The organism is Helicobacter pylori (assembly GCF_001653455.1).
In the GTDB taxonomy this organism is placed as follows: domain Bacteria; phylum Campylobacterota; class Campylobacteria; order Campylobacterales; family Helicobacteraceae; genus Helicobacter; species Helicobacter pylori_A.
The window spans coordinates 1,212,363-1,237,279 of the sequence record NZ_CP011486.1 but is presented as its reverse complement, the minus strand read 5'-3'; the positions used below and the strand labels follow the sequence as shown (position 1 = coordinate 1,237,279).

25 protein-coding genes are annotated in these 24,917 nt (G+C 40.8%); 5 read left to right on the top strand and 20 right to left on the bottom strand.

Annotated elements, in window-relative coordinates:
• The 20 genes from AA977_RS05845 to secG form a co-directional block, all read right to left on the bottom strand.
• On the bottom strand, nt 1-2,412 hold the full coding sequence (locus tag AA977_RS05845; protein WP_064434926.1) for a DUF7494 domain-containing protein: 2,412 nt from the start codon (nt 2,410-2,412) through the stop codon (nt 1-3).
• Nucleotides 2,402-3,880, bottom strand: a complete 1,479-nt coding sequence (gene nuoN, locus AA977_RS05840; RefSeq protein WP_064434925.1) for an NADH-quinone oxidoreductase subunit NuoN — start codon at nt 3,878-3,880, stop codon at nt 2,402-2,404. Before nuoN ends, AA977_RS05845 begins: the two co-directional genes overlap by 11 nt.
• Nucleotides 3,867-5,405, bottom strand: coding sequence for an NADH-quinone oxidoreductase subunit M (locus AA977_RS05835; RefSeq protein WP_064434924.1), 1,539 nt, complete (start codon nt 5,403-5,405; stop codon nt 3,867-3,869). Before AA977_RS05835 ends, nuoN begins: the two co-directional genes overlap by 14 nt.
• A 3-nt stretch (nt 5,406-5,408) precedes the next feature.
• Nucleotides 5,409-7,247 (bottom strand): NADH-quinone oxidoreductase subunit L, encoded by a 1,839-nt coding sequence (nuoL, locus tag AA977_RS05830; protein WP_064434923.1) that lies wholly within the window; start codon nt 7,245-7,247, stop codon nt 5,409-5,411.
• 2 nt (nt 7,248-7,249) lie between these two features.
• A complete protein-coding gene (gene nuoK / locus AA977_RS05825) occupies nt 7,250-7,552 on the bottom strand; it encodes an NADH-quinone oxidoreductase subunit NuoK (RefSeq protein WP_000579756.1) in 303 nt (100 codons plus the stop codon).
• Nucleotides 7,549-8,097: an NADH-quinone oxidoreductase subunit J gene (locus tag AA977_RS05820; protein WP_021435508.1), complete on the bottom strand. Its 549-nt coding sequence runs from the start codon at nt 8,095-8,097 to the stop codon at nt 7,549-7,551. Before AA977_RS05820 ends, nuoK begins: the two co-directional genes overlap by 4 nt.
• Nucleotides 8,090-8,752, bottom strand: coding sequence for an NADH-quinone oxidoreductase subunit NuoI (gene nuoI, locus AA977_RS05815; RefSeq protein ID WP_033745873.1), 663 nt, complete (start codon nt 8,750-8,752; stop codon nt 8,090-8,092). Before nuoI ends, AA977_RS05820 begins: the two co-directional genes overlap by 8 nt.
• A gap of 9 nt (nt 8,753-8,761) precedes the next feature.
• Complete coding sequence (gene nuoH / locus AA977_RS05810) at nt 8,762-9,751, bottom strand: NADH-quinone oxidoreductase subunit NuoH (protein WP_020972874.1); 990 nt, start codon at nt 9,749-9,751, stop codon at nt 8,762-8,764.
• The gene (locus AA977_RS05805) at nt 9,748-12,327 is read right to left on the bottom strand and encodes an NADH-quinone oxidoreductase subunit G (protein ID WP_064434922.1); all 2,580 of its coding nucleotides are present in this window, start codon (nt 12,325-12,327) and stop codon (nt 9,748-9,750) included. The genes nuoH and AA977_RS05805 overlap by 4 nt, the downstream gene beginning before the upstream one ends.
• Nucleotides 12,324-13,310, bottom strand: coding sequence for a hypothetical protein (locus tag AA977_RS05800; protein WP_064434921.1), 987 nt, complete (start codon nt 13,308-13,310; stop codon nt 12,324-12,326). Before AA977_RS05800 ends, AA977_RS05805 begins: the two co-directional genes overlap by 4 nt.
• A gap of 2 nt (nt 13,311-13,312) precedes the next feature.
• On the bottom strand, nt 13,313-13,543 hold the full coding sequence (locus AA977_RS05795; RefSeq protein WP_000819169.1) for an NADH-ubiquinone oxidoreductase subunit E family protein: 231 nt from the start codon (nt 13,541-13,543) through the stop codon (nt 13,313-13,315).
• Complete coding sequence (nuoD, locus tag AA977_RS05790; protein ID WP_064434920.1) at nt 13,540-14,769, bottom strand: NADH dehydrogenase (quinone) subunit D; 1,230 nt, start codon at nt 14,767-14,769, stop codon at nt 13,540-13,542. Before nuoD ends, AA977_RS05795 begins: the two co-directional genes overlap by 4 nt.
• A gap of 1 nt (nt 14,770) precedes the next feature.
• Nucleotides 14,771-15,568: an NADH-quinone oxidoreductase subunit C gene (locus AA977_RS05785; RefSeq protein WP_064434919.1), complete on the bottom strand. Its 798-nt coding sequence runs from the start codon at nt 15,566-15,568 to the stop codon at nt 14,771-14,773.
• A complete protein-coding gene (locus AA977_RS05780) occupies nt 15,568-16,047 on the bottom strand; it encodes a NuoB/complex I 20 kDa subunit family protein (protein WP_001183507.1) in 480 nt (159 codons plus the stop codon). The genes AA977_RS05785 and AA977_RS05780 overlap by 1 nt, the downstream gene beginning before the upstream one ends.
• Nucleotides 16,047-16,448 (bottom strand): NAD(P)H-quinone oxidoreductase subunit 3, encoded by a 402-nt coding sequence (locus AA977_RS05775; RefSeq protein ID WP_021435513.1) that lies wholly within the window; start codon nt 16,446-16,448, stop codon nt 16,047-16,049. The genes AA977_RS05780 and AA977_RS05775 overlap by 1 nt, the downstream gene beginning before the upstream one ends.
• A gap of 265 nt (nt 16,449-16,713) precedes the next feature.
• On the bottom strand, nt 16,714-17,403 hold the full coding sequence (locus AA977_RS05770) for an SIR2 family NAD-dependent protein deacylase (RefSeq protein WP_064434918.1): 690 nt from the start codon (nt 17,401-17,403) through the stop codon (nt 16,714-16,716).
• Entirely contained in the window at nt 17,400-17,855 is a 456-nt protein-coding gene (locus AA977_RS05765; protein WP_064434917.1) for an RDD family protein, read from the bottom strand. Before AA977_RS05765 ends, AA977_RS05770 begins: the two co-directional genes overlap by 4 nt.
• Nucleotides 17,845-18,450 carry an orotate phosphoribosyltransferase gene (gene pyrE / locus AA977_RS05760; protein ID WP_064434916.1) on the bottom strand — a complete coding sequence of 202 codons (606 nt, stop codon included), beginning with the start codon at nt 18,448-18,450 and terminating at the stop codon, nt 17,845-17,847. Before pyrE ends, AA977_RS05765 begins: the two co-directional genes overlap by 11 nt.
• 4 nt (nt 18,451-18,454) lie before the next feature.
• On the bottom strand, nt 18,455-19,012 hold the full coding sequence (gene frr / locus AA977_RS05755) for a ribosome recycling factor (protein WP_033746239.1): 558 nt from the start codon (nt 19,010-19,012) through the stop codon (nt 18,455-18,457).
• Entirely contained in the window at nt 19,012-19,581 is a 570-nt protein-coding gene (gene secG / locus AA977_RS05750) for a preprotein translocase subunit SecG (protein ID WP_064434915.1), read from the bottom strand. Before secG ends, frr begins: the two co-directional genes overlap by 1 nt.
• Nucleotides 19,582-19,694: 113 nt before the next feature.
• On the opposite strand from secG, the gene AA977_RS05745 reads away from it, so the two are divergent.
• The 5 genes from AA977_RS05745 (at nt 19,695) to AA977_RS05725 (ending at nt 24,910) form a co-directional block, all read left to right on the top strand.
• The gene (locus tag AA977_RS05745) at nt 19,695-20,420 is read left to right on the top strand and encodes a methyltransferase (protein ID WP_080472376.1); all 726 of its coding nucleotides are present in this window, start codon (nt 19,695-19,697) and stop codon (nt 20,418-20,420) included.
• A 71-nt stretch (nt 20,421-20,491) separates the two neighbouring features.
• Nucleotides 20,492-21,472 carry a tryptophan--tRNA ligase gene (gene trpS / locus AA977_RS05740; protein ID WP_064434913.1) on the top strand — a complete coding sequence of 327 codons (981 nt, stop codon included), beginning with the start codon at nt 20,492-20,494 and terminating at the stop codon, nt 21,470-21,472.
• On the top strand, nt 21,469-23,259 hold the full coding sequence (locus AA977_RS05735) for an extracellular solute-binding protein (protein WP_064434912.1): 1,791 nt from the start codon (nt 21,469-21,471) through the stop codon (nt 23,257-23,259). The genes trpS and AA977_RS05735 overlap by 4 nt, the downstream gene beginning before the upstream one ends.
• Entirely contained in the window at nt 23,256-24,302 is a 1,047-nt protein-coding gene (locus AA977_RS05730; protein ID WP_064434911.1) for a microcin C ABC transporter permease YejB, read from the top strand. The genes AA977_RS05735 and AA977_RS05730 overlap by 4 nt, the downstream gene beginning before the upstream one ends.
• An 8-nt stretch (nt 24,303-24,310) precedes the next feature.
• Nucleotides 24,311-24,910 (top strand): SH3 domain-containing protein, encoded by a 600-nt coding sequence (locus AA977_RS05725; RefSeq protein WP_080472375.1) that lies wholly within the window; start codon nt 24,311-24,313, stop codon nt 24,908-24,910.
• Nucleotides 24,911-24,917: the final 7 nt, after the last annotated feature.

Below are 24,917 nucleotides of genomic sequence, written 5' to 3'. Positions count from 1 at the left end.
TCAAGACTCCTTGTTTTTGAATAAATTTAAACCCTGTTCGCATAGATTTTGCCATGCGTTTGTTGGGTTTTGTTTTAACTGAACGCATTTTTCTAAACTTTCTTTAGATTTTGCTTTTTGATTGGTTAAATCCAGTAGGCTGGATTGCAAATACAAGGCTTTTTGGTGATCTTCTAAAGAAAGCCTACGCCTTAAAAGCCTCTCTAGCACTTCTAAGGCTTGCGAGTAGTCTTTGGTGGTTTTGTAAGCGTCAATGAGGGCGAATTCACTAAAAGGCGTGTAAGAATAGTCCTTGTAAGCGTCTTGGAGTTTGAGCAAGCTTGTGGCATAAATTTTAACGCTTTTAGGATCTTTTTCATTCTCTAACAATTTAAAATAAACCAACGCCATGCGCCTATCGTTTTTGAAATGCTTTTCTAAAAATGCATACAAATTGAGCGCCAATTCCTTTTCATTATTTTGTATGTAATCTGAAAATAAAACAAAAGCAATGTCATAAAATTCTTTTTTATCCAAATTTTGAGCGAGGATCAAAGCGTCTTTAGAGGCCAGAGTGGAATTTTTAAAATCCCCTAAGCGGTAATAATTACGCCCTAAACGATAAAGCCATAGCATTTTTTCGCTAGGGGTTTTAGCCGCTTTTAAAGCGTTTAAAGCAATAGTTTGTGCTTTTTGATTGAGCGATGCGAAATACAAGCAATCAAAGGCCTGGATTTCTTCTTTCGGAGTGAATGCAAAGGCGGTGATTTTAGACAAGTATTTTAAGGCTTCTTCACAACGATGGTTTTCTAATGGGGTTTTAGCAAGGACATTGAGCGTTTTTTGGATCAAAGGAGAATCTTTGGGCAAATTTTTTTGCATGCTTAAAACTTCAGTGTAGCGCTTAGATTCAAACAATAGCTGGGCTTTCAATTCCAAAGCCTTCAAGGCTTCATTGGTGTTAGGGAAATTTTGAATGATTTTATCATAGTGGGCGATTTTTTCTTGCGTGTTCCCCTCCATGGAAAAAAGAGCCTCTTCATCGCGCGCTCTAACGACAGAAGCTCTATCCAATCCTGCATGATCTTGCAAATACTGCACATTATAAAAATGGGCGTTTTTAAAATCCTTAATCCTTGCATACAACGCCCCTAAATCATAGAGCGCTTGCTCTTTAGCTTTCAAATCATCATCTTGATTGAGGAGCAAGTGAGCGATTTGAATGGCGTTTTCATTCATCTGGGTTTTTTTCAATAACTTGAGCAAATCTAGGGCTAATGCGCTGTGTTGAGAAAGATAATTAGGGTTGGATTGGACCACCTTATCAATGAGGTACTTAGCGTTGTTAAAGTTTTGGTAGTTTATTTCTGCTTCAGCCCAATTGAGAGCGATTTCACTCGCGCTCTCTTTGTCTTTGGCGTTAGAAAAAGCTTCCTTAAAAAGCATGTTAGCGTTACTCAAATTAGAGGCCTCAGCCGCTTCAATGGCTAAATGCATTTGGGCTAAGGGAGCGTAGCGGGAGTTTTTGTATTCTAAAAGGATGCGTTTGTAAAAACGCATAGCTTGTTTGTAATTGTTGTTTTCGTTTAAAGCTTTGGCGACATAGTATAACGCTTCAGGGATATTGGGATCGGCTGGATAATTTTTAATCCACTTAGTGCCAATATCTATGAGTAAGGTTTTTTTAATGCCTAATTTGCCTAATGCGATAATTTCTAATAAATACAAATCCTTTTTAAAAATCGTTTGAGGGTAATTTTTAAACGCGCGGCTGATGGTGCGCAAAGCGTCAAAATAGGCTTGCGAATCCATTTGTTTTTTGGCTTCTAAATAAGCGTTTAAATCATAGCCCTTTGTGGTGAGTAGGGGTTTGTTATTGACATCTAATTCTTGAATGATAGGGGTTTGAGCGTCCTTAATGACAATGGGGAAATTCAAACCTTTTTGAGTGTTTTGGGACTTTTCACTCAAAAAAGGGATATTTTGATCATAGCCTATGATTTGCCACATTTTGGCTTTAGGATCGTTTTCCACAAAAAGGGGGGTCGCCTTTTTATAATCTCTATCAAAAGAAAAAAGGGTGAGTCTTCGCATCACTTTGGGTTTGATGTGCAAAATGAATTGTTGTTGGCGCATAGAATAGGTGATATTGAAAAAAGCGTTTTCTAAAGGGGTAAAGCCCTCTTTAGGGATGGAGTCTATCACGCATTCTATGGGGCGTTTAGCATGTATAATAGATAAAGACGCTTCAATCCCGCTCGGTGGTTTTTCATTAGTGTAAAAGCAAGAAAACGCCTTATTGTGCCGTAAGGTTAAAACCGAAAAATCCTCCCCCCCTTCTTTGCCTTGCGTGAGCGTCAAGCTTAAGGCATTAAGCGAATGCGCAAACAAACTCACGCCCACTAAAAGAAAGATTTTTGCTTTAAACCACAAACTCTAAAAGCCCTCGCATCATAAAAACAGAAAATAGGCACGCTAACGCCATAGCGATGATGACCGCATAAATGGGCATGGTAGCGTTTTGGGTGTAAATATCGTTTTGAGCGTAGCCTTGGGTTTGCAAGGGCTTATTGAAAAACATCGCCACAAGCCAGCGGAAATAATAAAATGCAGCCACCGCACTATTAGCTAACATCACCACCGCTAAAAGAATATGATTGCTCTCTAGCGCGCTTTCAACGGCTAAAAATTTCCCCCAAAACACGCTAAAAGGCGGGATTCCTGCAAGCCCAAAAACAAAAACAGCGCCTAAAATGGCCACTAAGGGGTGGGTTTTAATAAGGCCGTTGAATTTAGAATAGGGGTGATCGTAGCGTTCATCCCATGTTTTTTCACGACTTTTCAAAAGCCATAAAAGGCCAAAAGCCCCAATGTAAGTGAATGCAAACATGAACCAATAAACAAACATCGCTTGTTGGCTATCTTGAGTGTGGATAAACACGCACGCTAAAGCAAACCCAGAATGCGAAATGGAGCTATAAGCGAGCATTCTTTTGACATCTTCTTGCCATAAAGCGATCAAATTAGGAATGGTGATAGTCATAAGGATCAAAACATAAAAGATGTTTTCTACCCAAGCGATACGAGTGTCTATAAACGCTCCAAAAAGGCGAGTCGCTACCACAAAGCCAGCGATTTTAGGCACGATGGAAATATAGCTTGCAAAGACCGGGTTATTGCCCTCATACACATCAGGCATCCAGGTATGGAAAGGCACTAAAGAGACCTTAAAGCCGATCGCTCCAATCAAAAAGATAGCACCCATTGCAAAGAGCATGGGGTTTGTGATGCCTTCTGTGTGCAAGTATAGGGTGATGACTTCAAGATTCAAGCTCCCTGTAAGCAAATAAAAAGCCATCGCCCCCATAGCAAAAAACGCGCTCGCCATCGCCCCCATGGTGAAATACTTGATCCCTGCTTCTAAGCCGTAGCGTTTATCGCTCAACGCCATTAACACACAAAGAGGCAAGGACGCTGTCTCTAACCCAATAAGGATCAATAATAAATGGTTGCTTGAAACCATGAATTGAAAACCAGCGATAATAAACAAATAGAGAGAATAAAATTCAGCGGTTTGAAATTCGTTGAAGCGTTCTTTTGAAAGGGCTAAAAAAATGAGCAAAAAGGCTGAAATCAAAACAATGCTTTGAGAAACGAGCGAGAGTGCATCTAGGCTCAAAAACCCAAAAAAGGCGTTTTCTTGCTGTTCTAACCCTAAAACCACTAAAAAATCCAACACCAAAAAGAGCATGCATAAAAACACATTCAAATTGCGTGAAAACCTAGAAGTGAAAGCGTTGATTAAGAGCGTGAAAATCCCCCCACACACCAACACCAGCATGGGTAAAATGCTCTCAAAACTAAAACTATCAAAAGAGATATGGAGACTATCTATTAACATAAGAAACCTCTTTTCCATGAGTGTCCAATGAGCCTAAGAAAGGGAGCGAGCGGATTTCTATGATCTCTAAAAGCTGTTTAGAGCCTTGCTCAATCGGTTTTAAAAGGATTTTGGGGTAAATCCCTAAGGCTAAAATCAACGCTAAAATCACGCTTAAAACCCCTACCTCACGAGCGTTCAAGTCTTCAAACACGCTGATTTGATTGTTCCCGGATTTGAGATTACCAAAAAACACATTTTTATACGAAGTGAGCATGTAAATCGCTGATAAAATGATGCTTGTCCCGGCAATAATGGCGAAAAGAGGGTAGGTGGCAAAAAACCCTAACAAACTTAAAAACTCCCCTACAAAACCAATGCTTAAAGGCATGCCCACATTCGCCATTAAAACGATCATAAAAAAGGCTGCAAAAATAGGGGCACTTTTAGCGATGGATCCAAAGCGAGCGATTTCTAAACTGCTGGCGCGATCTTCTAAAATACCGGCAAGTAAGAATAATCCCATGACGATAATGCCATGCGCAAACATCATAAACACCGCTCCTGAAATCCCCTCAACATTGAAAGCAAAAATCCCAAGCACCACCACGCCCATGTGCGAGAGCGAGCTATAAGCGATGAGGGTTTTTAGATCTTTTTGAGTGTAAGCTAAAAAACCTCCATAAATGATCATGCACAGCGCTAAAACGGCTATGGGGGTTAAATAAATCTCTGAAAGATCAGGAAAAAGCGGGAGCAAGAAGCGTAATAAAGCGTAAGTCCCCATTTTAGAAAGCAAGGCTGAAAGCATGACAGAGCCTAAAGTAGGAGCGTTAGAATACGCATAAGGCAACCATGTGTGTAAAGGGAAGAGCGGGATTTTAACCGCAATCCCTATTAAGAAAGCCAAAAAGAGCCAGGTTTTAACCTCGCTAGAAAAGTTTAATTGATACCAATCTAAAATATCAAAACTCATCATGCCGTAATTGCTGGCGTAGTAATACCCAATGTATAAAATGCCTAAAAGCATGCACAATGACGCTAAAAAGGTGTAGAGAAAAAACTTCATGCCGGAATAGATTTTGTTATTGCGCCCAAAACGACCGATGAGGTATAACACCGGCAAGAGCGAGATTTCCCAAAAAGCATAGAAAAAGATCATGTTAAGAGAAGAAAACACGCCCATTAAGATCCCTTCTAACAATAAAAGGCAAATGGCGAAGTCCTTACGATGCTCTTTGACATAGATCACGGATAAAAGCACCACAATAGCGTTTAAGAGCAATAAAAAGAGCGTGATGCCATCAATACCCACATGGTAATTCACGCCTATTTGATAGACTAATTCCTTTATTTCTTCAAACTGCATGCCGGTAACTTGAGCGTCAAACCCATGCCATAACAACAAAACCAATAACAATTCAATCAAAGCGATAACAATCGCATACGCCCTGCTCGCTTGAGCACTCATAAAGAACGCCAATATCGCGCTTAACATGGGGAAAAAGATCACCACGCTTAAAAGATGTGCATGTAAATACTGCATTGTTTATCTCCAAAAAACAGCCACAAACGCTAATAAGATTAAAACCCCAGCCGCCATGAAGCGCAGCATGGAGGTTAAATTCCCATCTTGACTGGCTCTAAACACACGCCCTATAACAAAAACGCTTCTCCCTATGGTATCCACGATCGCATCAATGATTTTTAACTCCACGACTTGGTGCAAGAATGAAGCGATGGCGCTAAAAATTTTTGCAATCCCTTGATAAAGTTGCGGGATATAGTATTGGTTGAGTAAGAGCTTGTATAAAAAGCCTCCCTCTTTTTTGGAAGTGATACCATTTTTATATTTAAAGATAGCATAAGCAATGCTCAATAACACCACGATGGTGGTAACGCTGATCAAAAGAGCGAGCGGGACGGGATATTCTCCAACGCTTGGGATCACTTGAGAAATGAAATGGAAAAACGGCTCTTCAAAAAACCCGGCAATGACCGCTAAAATCCCCAAAGGCAGCATGCTTAAAAGCATGAAATTTTTAGCCTCATGGGGGTGGTTGATTTCGTGTTGTTTAGGGGCAAAGAATACTAACATGATTAACCTAAAGCTATAAAAAGCGGTAAAGATCGCCCCAATTAAAAGCGCAAACCATAAAATGTGGTGGTGCATCCCAAAAGCCGCTTCTAAAATTTTGTCTTTAGAAAAGTATCCAGCAAAAGGATAAATCCCGCACAAGGCGACTGAGCCTATAATCATAAAAATAGCCGTAACTTTCATAGGCTTGTATAAAGCGCCCATTTTAGTAATATCCAAATTGTCTTCCATTGCATGCATCACATTCCCTGAACCTAAGAAAAGGAGCGATTTGAAAAACGCATGCGTAAAGAGGTGGAAAAGCGCGATCGCATAAGCCCCAAGACCGGCCGCTACAAACATATAACCCAATTGAGAAAGCGTGGAATAGGCCACAATGCGCTTCAAGTCTTTATTGACTAAAGCCATGCTCGCTCCAAAAAGAGCCACAAACGCCCCTAAACATGCGATAAAATAACCCACTTCAAAAACCGCACTATACAAAGGGTTGGCTCTAATGACCAGATACACCCCAGCGGTTACCATCGTGGCTGCATGGATTAAGGCAGATACAGGGGTAGGCCCTTCCATAGCGTTGGCTAGCCATGTGTGCATAGGGAATTGAGCGCTCTTACCCATAGCGCCAATGAAAAGAAACACGCTGATGTAAAAGAGCATGGTGTAATCAGTGCTATTAAGAGCGCTAAAGACTTCCTTATATTGGAGCGTGCCAAAATTCCAATAAATCAAAATAATCCCCATGAGCATGCCTAAATCCGTGATCCGATTCATCACAAAGGCTTCAATGGAGGCGTTGTTCGCGCTTTCTTTATGATACCAAAAGCCAATGAGCAAGTAAGAGCATAGCCCCACCCCTTCCCAGCCAATGAAAAGCCCTAAGAAATTATCGCTCAACACCAACACCAGCATGGAAAACACAAAGCCGCTGAGATAAGAAAAATAGCGGTTAAACCCTTCATCATGTTCCATGTAACCTATGGAATACACATGCACTAAGAAAGAAACTAAAGTGACCACGACGATCATGACGGCATTGACATTATCCAGCATGAGAGAAAAGCCCGCTTTAAAATTCCCCACCACGATCCAATCAAATAAATATTTTTCATAGCTTTGATGATGCCATGCTTGAACAAAAAGGATCAGTGCGCCAATTAAAGAGACTAACACGCACAAAGAATTGAAAACACCTACATGCAACGCTTTCGCTTTAGCCCCAAACAACCCTGCATAAACCGCACCGATTAAAGGCAAAAACAACACCACAGACAGCCAAGAAGAATACTGCATGCTTAACCTTTCATAGCGTTTAAAGAATCAATATCTAGGCTTTTGAATTTCTTAAACCATAAAATCACCAAGCCCAAACCAATAGCCACCTCACTAGCGGCAATAGCGATAATAAAGAGCGCAAACATCTGCCCGTCCAAATTGTGCATGTATTTAGAAATCGCTACAAAACCGATATTGATCGCATTGAGCATGATTTCTGTAGAAAAAAAGAGCAAGAGAATGTTTTTGCGCTTCAGCATGCCCGCTAAACCGATGCAAAAGAGCAACCCTGAAACAATTAAATAGTGGTTTAACCCTATCATAGAGATTCCTTTATAAATTGTGCATGGCTTTTCCCATGGATTTTCTGAATCCCTGTAGCAATGCCTCCAACCATAGCGACTAAAAGCATTAGAGCTGCCGCTTCAAAAGGGATGAGATAATCTGTAAATAGCACATAGCCAATCGCTTTAATGTTAGGGATTTGCGCATCAATAGCGTTAGGATTGACTTGTTTAGAAAGGTTTTCGCCAATACTGGGTGCGCTTAAAATCAAAGTGAGCAATAGCGCGACTCCAAACGAAAGGATGCATAAGATTTTAGGGCTTTGTTTGCGTTCAACCACTTCTGCAGCAGAGTTGAAAAACATCATGCCAAAAGCATACATCACAATGACCGCGCCCACATACACCGTGATTTGCACCACGCCCAAAAACTCAGCGTCTAGTAAAAAGAAAAAAGCGGAAATAAAAACCATGCTGCTAGCGAGCGCAGTAATGGCGTAGAGGATATTCGTGGTCGTGATCACCACTAACGCCATGCTCAAAGTAAGGATCGCAAAGAAATAAAAGGCAATGGTTTCAAACATTTTCATCTCCCTTATTGGCCTTTGGGCTTGCTGGAGTTTCTTCTTGTGCTTCTTCTTTTGAAGGCTCTTGGACATAATCTAAAGGGGTGGCTTGCATGCGTTCGTTATAATTAGGGCTTACAGAGCCAAAACCTAAAAATTCGGCATGCGAGCAATCTTTAGCGTCTTGTTCGCTCGTTAAAAATTCGCTTTTAGATCCGTATTGGGAGCGTTGGGTGCTGGCGTTTTCAAAACGATTCCCCATCACGATCGCTAATTCAGGGCAAACTTCCGCGCACAACCCGCAATAAATGCAACGCCCCAAATTGATCGTGTAAGAATCGATCTTTTTGCGGTTGTCTTCGCCCTTATGCGTGATGATCCTTATGCAATTGCTCGTGCAAATCTTTTCGCACAACCCGCAACCAATACACCTTTCAGAGCCTGAGTCCAAAAGCCGTTGCAGATTATGCACTGCACGATAGCGTGGGCTTAAAGGGAGTTGCTCCATAGGGTAATGGATGGTTACGCTAGGGCTAAAAAATTCCTTGATCGTAAGGCCTAGCCCTTTGAATAGATCCAAACCCAAGCTTGTTTTAATGGTGTCTTTAAACTGCTCGGTTGCACTATGGATTTCGGCTCGTTTAGGAAGTTGCTTGTATTCTTGTTTGGCCATAAAACCTCCTTAAATTAAAATGATAACGCCTGTTAGCACGATATTCAATAGCGCTAAAGGCAGCATGATTTTCCAGCACATGTTCATCAATTGGTCTGGGCGCACATGCGGGTAAGTTGCTCTAACCCACATGGACAAAAAGACAAAAAAGCCCGCTTTAATCAAAATCGCTATGCCTCCAGGGATAAATCCCCATGCGTTAAACCCGCCAAAAAACACGATAGAAATCACAAAAGAAAAAGCGAATAAATGCGCGTATTCCGCTAAAAAGAACATGCCCCATTTCAAGCCGCTGTATTCGGTGCAATACCCGGCCACGATCTCGGCTTCATGCTCTAATAAGTCAAAGGGCGTCCGATTCAATTCGGCATAGCTTGCGATCAAAAACAAAATAAACGCTAAAGGTTGCTTGAAAACAAGCCAGTCTAAAAACCCGCCGCTTTGGTAATTGTTGATCTCTACTAAAGAAAGCGATCCCACCACCATTAAAGGGGCTAGAATGGTTAAGGTGCTTACCACTTCAAAGCTGAGCAGTTGGATCGTCGCTCTTGCAGAGCCAATTAAAGAGTATTTATTATTAGAAGCAAGCCCGGCTAAAATGGGCGCATAAATCCCTGCTGCACCCACGGCTAAGAAAAACAAAAAGCCAATGTTAATGTCAGAAATAAGGGGCTTGATCTCATAGCCAAACAGAGTGAAATTGGGAAAAAAGGGGATAGGCGCCATGGATACAAACGCGCTCACCATCGCAATAATGGGTGCTAGCGTGAAAATCAATTTATTTGCACCTTGGGGGATAATGTCTTCTTTAGTGAAAAGCTTAATGCCATCTGCTGCGACTTGCAAAAGCCCAAAAGGCCCCACATAAGAAGGCCCTAAACGGCGTTGGAAATAGGCTAACACTTTCCTTTCAATATAGGTGGCAAAACCCCCTAAAGCCGAAAAAACAGCGACTAAAATCAAAATTTTAATCAAAGTTTCAATGATATAAGCGCTCATGCTTGCTCCTTTAGATCCACGCTATCAAACACGCTCTCTTTAAAAAAGTTAGAACCATTGCCTAAAAGAGAGGGCGAAATGACAAACACCTCTTGATCCAAACTTTCATCAAGATACAAAATGCCCGCCAATTCCTCTTCTTCTTTAATTAAAGTGATATGTTGCCCCACTTCTTTATTCAATTTTTTTAAGAAAGCTTTAGACACATAAATACCGGTTTTTAATTGCAAATTCTCGCTTTTATGGGTAGCGCTATTGAATTGCGTTTCTGGGTATTTTAAATACGCATTGAAAGCGATCTTTTCTTTTAAAGGTTTGATCGGCTCGCATTCTGTTTCTTCGCATTCTTTAGCGCTCTTTTCAAAATGGCTTGTTTCTAGCTCATAGCCCCTGTGATTGGCCCTGTCGTTAGTGAAATAGTTGGTTAAACGATCAAACTCTATGGCTTTAAAACCCGCTTCTTTGGGGAGTTTGTGGGTGCATTCTATGAGATTTTCTTCCACAAAGCCAAAGCCTTGCATAATATCGCTCAAGTCATAGCCTTCAAATCTTAAAGCCGGTTTTAAGGGCAACACACGCCCTTCAATATTAGTGATCGTGCCTTCTAGCTGGTTGAGACTGGGCAGAATGAAATCCACTGCACTCACAGCGTCTTTTCCAAAAACCTTTTCATCGCTATTGATGGTGAAATCCCCTTGAGCGCGAATGCCTACGATTTTTTCATGTTCAAAAATTTCTTCATTCAATTCACAAAGCGAAACGATGCCTAAAGCGTTTGCGCTTGGGGGGATAAGAATAAGCTTAACCGCACTTTTTTGGGCTAATAAACGCAACATTTTAGCGATATTGCGGGCTTGTTGGTGGCGATAAATTTCTTCGCCTACAATCAACAAGGTGTTGTTTGATTTTTGCAAAAGAGCTAGGATTTTTTCATAAGTTTCTAAATTAATGCCTGCTTCTTCAAGCAGCAAGTAAGTGGTTTTGGTAGGGAGTTTTTCTGTATTTTCTGTTTTGTTTTCTTCTTTGCTTTCTGCATTCTCTGCTTTATTTTCTTCTTTTGGAGCGGCTGTTTTTACTTGATCCTCTTCTTTGTTTTCTGCTTTGTCTTCAGTGGCTGTTTCTTCATTTTCTGCCTTATTTTCTTCAAGACTGCACCCTTGATTGGCTTGTTCTAAAGCTTTTTTTCGTTCTTCTTCTAAAGCTTTAAGAGCCGCTTCATCCACAATATCTTGCTTGGAATCTTCTAAACTTTTTAGAGCCGCGCTTTCAATGTTAAGCATCTTTAAAAGCATGCCCAAAAGGATTTCTTCAGCCCCCACTTCATGGGTGATACAAAAAGAGCTTCGGCACAAATTCGCTAAAGCGATATCCTTGATAGGGTGCATAGCGATTAAAGAAGCTTTATTGAGTTTGAGGGCGTTATTGATGGCATAGCGCACGAGCGGGTTTTCTGTTTTGATAGAAGAGCCTATTGTGATGACTAAATTAGAAGTTTTAATTTCTTCAATGCTAGGGCGTTTAATTTCGCCCAATATCTTTAAAAATTGTTGGAAAGGGTATAAATCTTTATTATAGATTTTAAAATTCAATTCTTTCCTCAAACGCTCTATTAAAAACGCCTCTTCATTAGTAATATCTCCTCCTATTCGCACTGCATCGCATTCCTTGAGAGCGTTTTGGGCTTCTTTAAGATTAGCGCTGCCTTTAGGGCTAGAGCTCACATCAAAAGCGAAACGGCCTGCCCCACAAATAGGGTTATGGTAAAAATCATTAAGCACCCTAAAAATCTTAGATTCTTCGCCTAGAGTGTCAAAATGGCGCACATCATAAGAAATCAAACACCCAGCTGAACAATGCGAGCATGTAGAATGGATCTTTTTTAGTTCCCATGCATTAGCCGTGTAAGCGAAATCTTTGTAACTCAAAGCGCCCACAGGGCATACCGCAATGCATTCCCCACAATCATAACAAGGCACACTGCCCACAAAAGAAATAATGCCTTTTTGCTTACGGCTCCACACGCTAAAAGCGTCTTTAGACATGCTGTCTTTGAATTTATCCGGAGCGTGCAAGTCGGCTTTGGTGGCTTTCAGGTTGTTTTCCCCCACATTGTCCTTGCAAGTGGTTACACACCTTTCACACATGATGCACAAATTAGGGTCATACAAGGCCTTTGCCCATGAATCTAGGGCTTTAAAATCATCAGCCACTGCATAGGGTTGGTGTTCTACGCCGGTTAAATGCGTCATGTCTTGCAATTCGCATTCCCCACTCTTATCGCACACGCCGCATTCTAGGGGGTGGTTGACATCATAGGTTTGCATGATGCTTTTCCTTTCGTCCATGAGCGTGGGGGTGTTCGTAAGGATGACGGCGTTGTTTTTGGCTTTTGTGTTGCAACTATAAACGCGTTTGCCATCCATTTCAACCATGCACATTTTGCATGCGACCGTGGGCGAGCAACCGCTCAAATAACAAATGGTAGGGATGTAAATCCCGGCACTCCTAGCGGCTTCTAAAACGCTTTGTCCCTCTTGGCATTCAATTATTTTGCCATTGATATTCATTGTGATCATGAAATTCCTTGAGAGTGGGATAAAATAGGGATATAGGGGTAAGTGTCAAAAAACGCCCCTTCTAAAATCGCAACCAAGCCTTTCAAATAAGGGCTTTCTTCTAATTCGCATTCTATCGTTTTGCCTGAGATTTGAAAAGGGGCTTTGGAATGCTGGATCTTGTTAGCGATCTTAAATTGTTTGGAAAAATATAGTTTGGGGGTTTCAAGGCTTTTATTGGAAACATAGACAAACGAGCCGTTAGCTTCACTAACTTGTTCTAAAAGCTCTAAATCTTTTGATTGGAGTTGCGCCTTAAAAGGTGGAATGCCCTCTTTTAGGGCTGTTTCTAGCAACAATTCTTCATCTTTTGAATGGTAAAAAACAGGCGTTGCATTCAAATCATTGCAAGGAATGTGTAAAATTTCCAGGTAGTTTTGCAACCCACTTAAAAGGGTGTATAAAAACGCGCTATTTGCATGTTTAATGATTTCTCTATTGATCGCAAGCACCCCTTTTTTCGCTTTAACAATGAGCGCGATAAGCTCTTGCAATTCTTCTTCGCTCATGTTGGCTTCAGAGCTTAAATACCCCACATCAAGGTTTTCTAAAACATGCCCTTTTAATTGGGAAGTTTTTTCTAAAATACCCCTTAAAATTAAAGCCAAAACCGCCGCTTCCGTGTTGATTTCATAAGAAATAAAAAGGCAAGTTTCTTGCAAATCTCTTGTATCTTGTAAGGGTCTTAATAAGGCGTAAGGGAGTTTTGATGGGTTGATATTTTCTAAAATCAATCGTTCATTTGCATTCAAACAAGCGTTTGAAAACCCCCCAAACAAAACGCACAAATCGCTTTTTTTTAAAAGATTTAAATCGTTTTCAGTCATCTTGTAATTAATCTTAAACCCTTTTTTAAGGGATAATTTTCCCAAATAATAGGCCTCTTTCAAACTAAGAGAAGAGCTGATGATTAAGGGAGAATTTAAGGGGTTAAAGCCACTCAAAATCAAGCCTTTTTTCTCACGACAATCGTCCAATCCGCTTGATTGAAACGCAAAGAATTGAGGAGCTCATGCCCTTTAGTTTGGATAAATTCAGCGCTTTTAGGGATATTGGAAAAATCCCCCACTTCAAACATGAAAATAGCGACTTCATTAGGTTGCATTTCTTTTTCAATCAGTTCTTCTAAGCGTTCAAAAATACCCGCTTTTAAGGGGCGTAAATCAAAGCGTTTCATCTATCCACCTCGCCAAATACCGCATTGGTTGAGCCAATCACGGTTACTGCATCCGCTAAATACTGCCCCACTAAAATATCGCTTAAAGCCCCAATGTGATAAAAGCTAGGGGCTCTGATCTTTAATCTGTGAGGGTAAGGCTCGCCCTCTGAATGGATAAAAAACCCTAATTCCCCTTTAGGGCTTTCTGTGGGGGCATACACTTCCCCAATGGGCGGGCACATGCCTTGAGCGACCAAGACAAAATGCTGCATCAAGGCGTAGTTTTGCGTCATTATATCTTCTTTAGGGGCAGAAATGTAATGCGGGTTTTGAGCCATAATAGGCGTATCGGTTTTAGCATACATAGGAATGAGTTGCTCAATGATGCGAATGCTTTCATCAATTTCTAGCATATACAAACAATACCTGTCATAGCTATCGCCATAATTGCCCACCGGCACATCAAAATCAAGCTCTTTATAAAGCTCGTAAGGCTCTTCTTTTCTAATATCATAGGCGATCCCAGTCCCCCTTAACATGATACCGCTCAAGCCCCAACTTTGCGCCATTTTTGGCGTTACAACGCCCACATTTTCCAAACGCATCCGCCAGATGCGGTTTTTATCCAATAAGCCTTGAATGAGCTTTTTGCACTCCCTCATTTCGTTTAAGAATTTTTTCAAGCCTTCTAGCCAATTAGGGGGTAAATCCAAAGGCACACCCCCAATCCTTATAGCGTTATGCGTGAGCCTAGCCCCGCAATAATCCTCCATCAAATCCAGCCCGTATTCTCTCGTTTTAAACGCATACAAAAACACGCTCATCGCCCCCACATCTAAAGCATGCACGCTGATGAAAAAGATGTGTGAAATCATGCGGTTAAGCTCTAGTAAAATCGTGCGGATCACTTGCGCTCGGCGTGGGATTTCTAAATTGAGCAAGGTCTCTACCGCATAAGCGTAAGCGTAATTATTGCTGGTAGAAGAAGTGTAATCCAATCTGTCAGTAGTGGGCATGTATTCGTTATAGGTCATGTTTTCGCCCAACTTCTCACAACCCCTGTGCAAGTAGCCAATTTCAGGGGTAGCCTTAATGATTTTTTCGCCCTCTAATTCCAAGATCAAGCGCAATTGCCCATGGCTAGAGGGGTGCTGGGGGCCAAAGTTAAGCACCATTTGGTTATCGTCATGTTCAAAAATGATGTTTTCAAACTGGGGGTTGAGTTTCGTGAAATTTTGAGCCATTTTATAATCTCTTTTTTAGGATAGTGGGGGCCATTTTGTGCAAATCTTTGACAAAAGGGATTTTTTTAAACGCATGCTTTTCTTCTGTTTCTTTCAATTCTTCGCCCTTGCCCTGCTCATAGCCAATTTTTGCAAAATTGAAAGTGTCTTTTTCATCCACTCTCGCGCTGTCTCGTTGCTCTTTGCCCACCACTTCTCGGTATTCTTTACCAAAAATCTTATCCACTTCATACCACTGGGCAAATTCATCGCCCTTAAGCGGGTAAGAGCGCAACAAGGGGTGTCCTACCCAATCATGCGGCATGATAAGGCGTTTCAAATAGGGGTGTTTGTCAAACACAATGCCAAGCATATCATAGGCTTCCCTTTCGCTCCAATTGGCCGATCGGTATAAAAAACTCAAAGAATCCACGCTCTCATTAGGCAATAGAGTGCATTTCACGCGCACCCTACGGCGGTTTTTGCAACTATCGCTAAAACCCACAAATTGATAAAACAATTCAAAATGCCCTTTTTTAGCGCACAAATCTATCGCGCTCATCTCGCTCAAAGATTCATAGCCTAAATGCCGTAAAATCGTAGCGACAGAAAAAATATCTTCTTTTTTGATCCAAAACACAGCTGTGTTGGTTTCTATATATTTGTCTAAAATTTCATGCTTGTAGGAAAGGTGGTTATAGATGACTTCATAAGCGCTGCCCTCTAAATATTTTTTAGGGGTAGGCTCTATGATTTTATAGGGGTCATGTTGGCGCGATTGTTTTTGCACATCTTCATAAGGGGATTGTTTTCTTACCATCACACCAACCTTTTTGGGGCGTCTTGTTTGATCGCTTTAGAACGCCTGATTTTATCTTGCAAAACCATAAGAGCGTATTGCAAAGTCTCTGGGCGTGGCGCGCAACCGGGCAAATAAATATCCACAGGAATGATCCTATCGGCTCCTTGAACGGTCGCATAAGTGTTGAACATTCCACCCGTATTAGCGCAACTCCCCATAGAAATCACCCATTTAGGCTCAGGCATTTGATCATAAAGCCTGCGCATAAACTCGGCATGTTTTTTAGTGAGCGTGCCAGCGATGATCATCACATCAGACTGCCTGGGACTCGCTCTAAAAATCGTGCCAAACCTATCAAAATCAAACCTTGAACCCCCTGTTGCCATCATCTCAATCGCGCAACATGCCAAGCCATAGGTTAAGGGCCAAAGCGAATTAGAACGCCCCCAATTCAATAATTTATCCAAAGTGCTTAGAACAACCGGTGCTTGTTGCATTATTTCACCTCTAAATTTTGCCAACTCAAAGCGTTTCGCTTCAAAGCATAAATAAAACCAATCGTTAAAAAGAAAACAAAGCCTAGCATTTCAATTAGCCCAAACAAGCCTAACTTCTTAAAATCAATCGCCCAAGGGAACATGAAAACGATCTCTACGTCAAATAAAATAAAAAGCATGGCCATGATATAGAAATGGTGCGACACTCTATTAGGCTGCTTGAGAGCCACAGGCCCGCATTCATAGGGAGCGAGCTTGAGCTTTTCGCCCTTTTTTTGAGCCATTTTTCGGCTTAAAAACCTTTGGATCCTTAAGGTTAAGTTAAACACCCAAAAAGTGAACACCAACAAAACAAAAACGCCAAAATAGGGGTGATTCAATGCTTCTGTGGCTTGTTGCATCAAGGCTAAAACTCCTTTATTATTACTTTCAGCAAACGATGAAGTCAATTAAACCATGTTTTTGCTAATCGTTAGCTGAAAAAATAAAATTAGACGCTTAAAACCTTATTTTTAATCTTTTAAAAAATGGAGGTTGAATTGCTTTAGTTTTAAACCCATTCGCCTAAGAGAATAGGGGGGTATTTTGAAATCATTCCCCTACAACCCCCAAGCACCGCTTTTTAATAGAGTTTGCTTGATTAAAATCAAGCTCTTTGACTATTTATTAAGAGGCCATCTCTATGAGTTTAGGCATTAAATTGTGCATGGCATTCACCGCGCTTTCATTGATGCATTGGATATTTTGAGGCAAATGGGCGTTTTTAGCTTTAGGGTCAATGTAATAAATGAGGGCGTCTTTATGTGCATGCGTGTAGAGGCTAGCTGCTGGATAGACTTGCAAAGAAGTGCCAATGATGATTAAGAGGTGCGCTTGTTTGACTAAAGAAATCGCTTCTTCAAGCAAAGGCACAGCTTCGCCAAACCACACAATATCAGGCCGTAATTGCGCTTTATCTTGGGCTAAATCGCCTAAATGCAAATCCTTTTCCCACCTATAAACCAAATGAGGATCTTTCTCGCTGCGAACGCTCAACAATTCCCCATGCAAGTGCAAAATGCAAGAAGAGCCCGCCCTTTCATGCAAATCATCTACATTTTGGGTGATGATATTAACTTGGTAGTGTTTTTCCAATTCCGCTAGAGCCTTGTGGGCTTTGTTAGGATAGACTTCAAAAAGCTGTCGGCGCCTTTGATTGTAAAAATCCAACACTTTTTGTGGGTTCTTTTTCCAGCCATAAGGCGAAGCGACCTCCATGATGTCATGCCCTTCCCACAAGCCATTGGCGTCTCTAAAGGTTTTAATCCCGCTTTCTGCTGAAATGCCAGCCCCGCTCAAGATCACTAAATTTTTCATGTTTCCTCCTTGATGGTTTCAATATGAGTGCCGCTGAGTTTGTCATGCAAAAAAAACTTAAAAATAAAAGGCGCAACAAACCCCACGAGTAACCCCATGCTCAATACCCACAAAACAAAACGCCACAACGCCAGAAAAAAGCCCACTTCTTCGCCATTATTTTTAACCAATCTAAAACGGGCGTAACGCATGCCAGGGCTTTGGGATTTAAAAGCGATAAAAAAGCTGTGCGTTAGAGCGTAAAAAAGCAGACACAAAAAAATCGCGCTTTGATTTTCCCTAAAATCCTTCGCGCTCCCTAAAATCATGTAAGTCATGATATAAAGCATGGGGGTATAAATCATAAAAATATCGGTGATAAAGGCCTTTAAGCGTAAAGAGAGATGCAACCCTTTTAAGGGGCTTTTTAACGCTTGTTTTTTTTCTGGGGTTTTCTTTTTTTTAGTTGCCACGACTTCCTGGTTTGATAGCAGTGCTAGTGGCGCATAAAGGGCAAGAATTAGGCTCATGCATGTCAAAAACAAAATCTTCTAAAGCAAAAAGAGGCAGTTCGCTAGGCAAACACGCACCCTTTTGAGCCTTTAAAGGAGAATGGGCGCGTTTGCAAATGCCCCGATTCGCTAGAGCGGCAAAAGCCACGATGCGAGCATGCTTTTCTTCTAAAACTTTAGCGCATTCCATGGCGGATTTTCCTGTGGTGATAATGTCTTCACACACTAAAATTTTTTCGTTTGGCTTGACTTCAAAACCACGCCTTAACGCCATGACGCCATTCACTCTTTCGGTAAAAATAAAACGCACGCCCAAAGCCCTTGCAAGCTCATACCCGGCCAAAATCCCCCCAATAGCAGGCGAGCACACGCATTCAATGTTTAAACGGGCGTTTTGGATTTGTTTGGCTAACTCTAGCGCTAATTGTTCGGCTAGTTTAGGATCTTCTAAGACTTTAGCAGATTGCAAATAGTAGTTGGAATGAAACCCACTGCTGAGCAAGAAATGCCCCTCTAATAGCGCTTGAGCGTTTTGATAACATGCTTTAACATCCATTGTTTTAGACCTTTAAGATGGCGTCTTCTTTGTTTTTCACGCTCTCATCAATTTTTTTAATGGCTTCATCGGTGATTTTTTGGATCTGTTCTTGGGCTTTCTTGCTTTCATCTTCGCTGATTTCTTTGTCTTTTTCCAATTTTTTCACTTGATTGTTAGCGTCTTGGCGGATATTCCTCACAGCCACTTTAGCCTTTTCGCCCATCGCTTTGGCGTCTTTTGCGATGAGTTTTCTTTGCTCGGTTGTCATGGGCGGGAAAAAAAGCTTAATGGTTTCGCCATCGTTATTAGGATTGACGCCGATATTAGCTTCTTGAATGGCTCTTTCAATTTCTTTGAGCAGGTTTTTTTCCCAAGGGCTGATTTGAAGAGTGGTCGCATCCAAGCTCATCACGGAGCCGACTTGATTTAAAGCCGTGGGCGTGCCGTAATAATCCACTTTAATGTGATCTAAAATATTGACTGAAACTTTTGCACTCCTTAAAGTGGAAAACTCTCTGCTTAAAGCTTGAATACTCTTTTGCATCAAATCTTTGGTTTCGTTATAAATGGTTTGTAACATTATTTTTCATCCTTGCTTGGTTGTTTTTTATTGGTTTGAGCGGGTGGGGTCTTAGGCTTTTGGTGGGTGGTTGGGGGCGTTTTTGTATCTTCTTTGGCTTTTTCAACACCCTTTATATCATTTTTTTTAGTATCATTTTTTTCATTTTGTTTAGGGCTTTCAGCAGAAGGCGTATTGAATGGTTCTTTAGGGGCTTCTTTTGGCATTAAAGGGTTAGTGGGGGCTGGCTCTAAAGGGTTAAGCGTTGGGTTTAATGTGGGATTAAGCGTTGGGTTAAGCGTGCCGGCGGCTGGGACTAAGGGCGAAAGCTTAGTTTTAGTTTCATCTAAAATGCTTTTGCCGTATTCTTTGTTATAAAAATAGCCCAAAGCGATGGTGTTGGTGACAAATAAAAGGCCTAAAAACATGGTTAATTTCGCCATAAAGCTTGCCGGTCCTTTAGCGCCAAATAAAGATTCGTTGCTCCCGCTATAAGCCCCTAAACCGATGCTAGAACTTTTTTGCAACAAAACCACCACCACAATCAATACCGCTAAAACAATTTGTAAGCCTAACAGAACGCTTGTCATAAACACTGATTCCTTAAATCCCTAAAATTTAGAAAAAATTAGGCTTAATCTTATCTAAAATTTGCTAAGAATACACTAAAATTTAGTTTTAATTAGCGTGGCGCGTTAAGGCGGTGGTGTTGGACTCTTTATATTCAAACAAGCATGCATTCAACAGGCATGCAAAAACTTATCATCTTTTTGCCCATATCCAGCAACAAATCGCTATCTATCTCATGCAATTTTTAAAACAAAAATATTATGCTAAAGTGTTGGATTTAGGATCAGGGAGTGGGGCCGTTTTTAACGCTTTAGAGCAACAAAATATTGTTATTGAAGACTTTATCGCGCTAGATAATTCTGTTAACATGCTCAAATTGCACCCCACGCATTCTAATAACATTCAAAAAATCTCTCTAGAGCATGCGGATTTTGAAGAATATGTTTTCCAAACTTATGATTTGATACTATCTTCTTCATCGTTGCAATGGGCTAGGGATTTAAAAAGCGTTTTAGAAAAAATGGCTCTTTCCAGTAAGGAAGTCGCGCTAGCGATCCATACAGATTTTAGCTTGCATGAAGTGCATGAATTTTTAGGCACGCCTTCGCCTTTAAGGGATCTTAAAACGCTCAAATCCTTAATCAAAAACGCTTTTAAAAATTTTCAAATGGAATTGGAAAACAAGCGCTTCGTTCTTTATTTTAACCGCAAACAAGATTGCTTGAATTACCTTAAAAAATGCGGTCTTTTAGGGGGTTCAACGCTGAGTTTCAAGCAAAAAAAACATTTTTTTCAAAACATGGCGTTTGAAAAGTTGAGCTATGAAGTGTTGCTCTTTTCAGGGATTAGGCGCTCTTAAAAACTAAAATCCATTAAAATATTAAAATTAGGTGGTTACAATAAGCGCTAAACTAATGAGCGAGAAACAACATGCAAAAAAAACGAGTCTTTTCAGGCATCCAACCGACCGGGCAAATCCATTTGGGCAACTATCTAGGAGCGATCAAGCATTGGGTGGAAATGCAAGATGAATATGAAAATCTTTTTTGTGTCGTCAATTCGCATGCGATCACTCTGCCTATAGACCCTAAGTTTTTAAAATCTCAAAGCTATGAGTTGGTTAAATTGCTTTTAGCTTGCGGGATTAGTCCCAAGCAATCTGGGCTATTCATTCAAAGTGAAGTGGATGAGCACCCGGCTTTAGCATGGCTATTAGATTGTCAAGTGTCTATGGGGGAAATGCAAAGAATGACGCAATTTAAAGACAAGTCTTTAAAAAACCCTAAAAGCGTGAATGTGGGGCTTTTCAATTACCCTATTTTAATGGCGTCAGACATTCTATTATACCAGAGCGATTTAGTGCCGGTGGGCGAAGATCAAAAACAGCACTTAGAGCTCACACGAAATGTTGCAGAAAAATTTAACAGGGATTTTGGAGAGTGCTTTAAAATCCCTGAACCTTTGATCGCTAAAGTGGGGGCAAGGGTTATGGGGCTAGACGAACCGCAAGTGAAGATGAGTAAATCGCATAAAGGAGCTAACCATGCGATCTTTCTTTTAGATGAGCCGGATGTGATTGTAAGAAAAATCAAAAAAGCGACCACGGATTCCATAGGCACTATCCAATTTGATGCAACAAGAGAGGGGATTTTTAACCTTTTAAATATCTACATGCTTTTAAGCGGTGAAAGCCCAGAAAGCATAGAAGAGCGTTTTAAAAATAAGGGCTATGGGGATTTTAAAAAAGAATTGGCTGAAGTGATCATTCAGGCTTTAAAACCCATCCAAGAAAGATACAAAGAAATCAGCGGCGATGAAGTGAAAGCCACTTTAAATTATGGTGCAGAAAAAGCCAGGCCTTTAGCGAGGGCGACTTACCAAAAGGCTAAAGAATTGATGGGGTTAGTTTGAGCGTCTTTAAAATTTTAGGCTTATGGTTAGGGGTGTTTTGTTTTCTCAAGGCCACGCCTTATTTATACTTGGGCGAAGAGCCTAAATACAAAGACAATTTCACGCATTTTGAATACGCTAACCCTGATGCCAGAAAAGGCGGTGTTTTAAGAAATGATGCTATAGGGACTTTTGATAGCCTTAACCCTTTCGCGCTCAAAGGCACTAAAGCCGAAGGTTTGGATCTCATTTATGACACTTTAATGGTGCAAAGTTTAGACGAGCCTTATGCAGAATACCCCTTGATCGCTAAAGATGCACAAGTGGCTAAGGACAATAGCTATGTGGTTTTTACTTTAGACAAAAGAGCGAGGTTTAGCAATAACGCCCCCATTTTAGCGAGCGATGTGAAATTTAGTTTTGATACGATAATGAAATTAGGATCGCCCCTTTATCGGCAGTATTACCAAGATGTTAAAAAGGCGGTGGTTTTAGACAAACACCATGTTAAATTCATTTTCAAAACCACTGAAAATAAAGAATTACCTCTCATTTTAGGGCAGTTGCAAATCTTTTCTAAAAAAGCGTTCCAAAAGGATTATTTTGAAAAAAACCCTTTGCTCATTCCTGTTTCTAGCGGCCCTTATGTGATCGCTTCTTTTGATGTGGGGAAGAAAATCACCTACCAAAGAAACCCTAATTATTGGGCGAAGAATTTGCCTAGCAGGAAAGGGCAATTCAATTTTGATCAAGTTAAATTTGAATATTACAAAGATGAAACCGTCGCCTTGCAGGCTTTTTTGAGCGGGGCGTATGATTGGCGCATTGAAAGCACGGCTAAAGTTTGGGCTAGGGGCTATGTGGGGAAAGCCATAGACAATAAAAAAATCACTAAGTATTTAATCGCTCATAAAATGCCAAGCGGCATGCAAGGGTTTTTTTTCAACACACGAAGAGAAATTTTTAAGGATAAAAGGGTGCGTGAAGCCTTATTTTATGCGTTTGATTTTGAATGGGCGAATAAAAACTTATTCTTTTCGCAATACAAACGAACCACCAGTTTTTTTAGTAACTCTGTCTATGCGTCCCCTCCACTTCCAAGCCCTGAAGAAAAGGCTTTGTTAGCCCCTTATGAAAAGAGTTTAGATGAAAGGGTTTTTAAAGAGCCTTATGTCGTGCCTAGAACCGATGGGGCTGATGTTTTAGGCTATAATTTAAGGGAAAATCTAAAATACGCTCAAAAACTTCTGCAAAGCGCGGGCTTTTCTTATCAAAACATGCGTTTGGTGGATAAGAATAATAAGCCCTTTAGTTTCACTTTGCTTTTGAATAGCCCGGCGTTTGAAAGATTGGCTCTGGCTTTCGCTAAAAATTTAAGGGTGTTAGGGATTGACATGAAGATCCAAAGAGTGGATTTAAGCCAGTATGTCAATCGGGTAAAAAGCTATGATTTTGACATGATCGTAGGGGTGATAGGCCAATCGTCTTTCCCGGGCAATGAACAGCGCTTTTATTTTGGCTCTTTGAGCGCGAAAGAAAAAGGTGCAAGGAATTATGCAGGAATCTCTAGCAAGGTGGTAGATGATTTGATTGAAAAAATCATTAACGCTAAAGACTACAAGGAGCAATTAGCCGCAATCCAAGCGATGGATAGGGTGCTATTGTGGGGGTTTTATGTGATACCGCATTTTTATTTACCCAATTACAGGATCGCAGCGTATAATTACATCGGCATGCCTGAAATCAGCCCTAGTTATGGGTTTTCGCCGTATTTATGGTGGATCAAAAAAGAAAGGGGTCTTCAATGATCACTTATATCCTTAAACGCTTGCTTTTGATTATCCCTACTTTATTAGCCATCATGACGATCAATTTCTTTTTGATCCAATCTGCCCCTGGAGGGCCTATAGAGCAGATGATGGCTAAAATCAATAACACGCAATCCAAAGAAACCCAAGGCGTTCTTAAGGATCGCACCTATAAGGGGGCTCAAGGGCTAGAGAGCGATTTAGTGGAGAGTTTGAAAAAGCTCTATGGTTTTGATAAGCCTATAGGGGAGCGCTACCTTCTCATGCTCAAAAAATACTTGCAATTTGATTTTGGGGAGAGTTTTTATCGCCAGATTAAAGTGATAGACTTGATTAAGGAAAAATTGCCGGTATCCATTTCGTTAGGGCTTTTTAGCACGCTTTTGATTTACCTCATCTCCATCCCTTTAGGGATTTTTAAAGCCAAACGCAATAACGAGCCTTTAGATGTGTTAAGCAGTGTGGTGATTATCGTTGCTAACGCTATCCCGGCCTTTTTGTTTGCGGTGGTGCTGATCGTGTTTTTTGCCGGGGGGAATTATTGGCACTGGTTCCCTTTAAAGGGGTTGGTGAGCGATAATTTTGAAAGTTTGAGTGCATTAGGTAAAATCAAGGATTATTTATGGCATATCACTTTGCCCGTTCTTTGCATTTCTTTAGGAGGGTTTGCAAGCCTTACGCTTTTAGTGAAAAACTCTTTTTTAGATGAAATGGGTAAGCTTTATGTGCTGAGCGCTAAAGCTAAAGGCTGTTCAGTGGGGCGTATTTTTTATGCACATGTGTTTCGCAATGCGATTTTATTGGTGGTGGCGGGTTTTCCGCAAGCTTTTTTGGGCATGTTTTTTAGCTCAAGTTTATTGATAGAGATTGTTTTTAGCCTGGATGGGTTAGGGCTTTTAGGGTATGAAAGCATTGTGAGTAGGGATTATCCCGTTGTATTTGGATCGCTTTATATTTTCACGCTTTTAGGTTTGGTAGCGAGCTTGATAAGCGATTTGCTCTGCGTGGCGATTGATCCTAGGATTGATTTTGAAAAGCGTTGAGGGTAGGAATGAAAACTGAGATGAAATCTTCTTTAAAACTTTTTGTGCGGCCATCGTTGGTGGTTTTAGGGTTTATGTTGTTGTATGGTTTAGTGCATGCCGCGCTTGGCTTGTCTGTGAAAAAAAATCACATTGAAATGAGCCAAAATGCAGAAACAAGCGAGATAGAATACCAAAACAGCGCGACTTCGCATAAACAAGAAGCCGATGCCCCCACAACCATTACAGAAGAAAGCCCTACAAATAACACCCTTTTACCTTTAAAAACAGCTTCGCAAGAAAAAGAAGCCAAACAAGAAATTAAACAAGAGATCAATCAAGAGCAAGCAATCCAAAACGAGACTAAACAAAACAACGCGCCTTCCGTTCAAAAGAATCAAAAAAACCCCACAATCTCTACAATTGAAAAAAAACCTTTAGAGTATAAAGTCATCGTCAGTAGCGTGAATGTGCGAGCTTTTCCTAGCACAAAAGGTAAAATCATTGGCTCACTCACAAAAGATGCAAGCGTGAAAGTTTTAGAAATCCAAAAAGATTGGGCTAAAATTGAATTTTCTAAAGAAACAAAGGGCTATGTGTTTTTAAAACTTTTAAAAAAGGTTGAATGAAAGAATA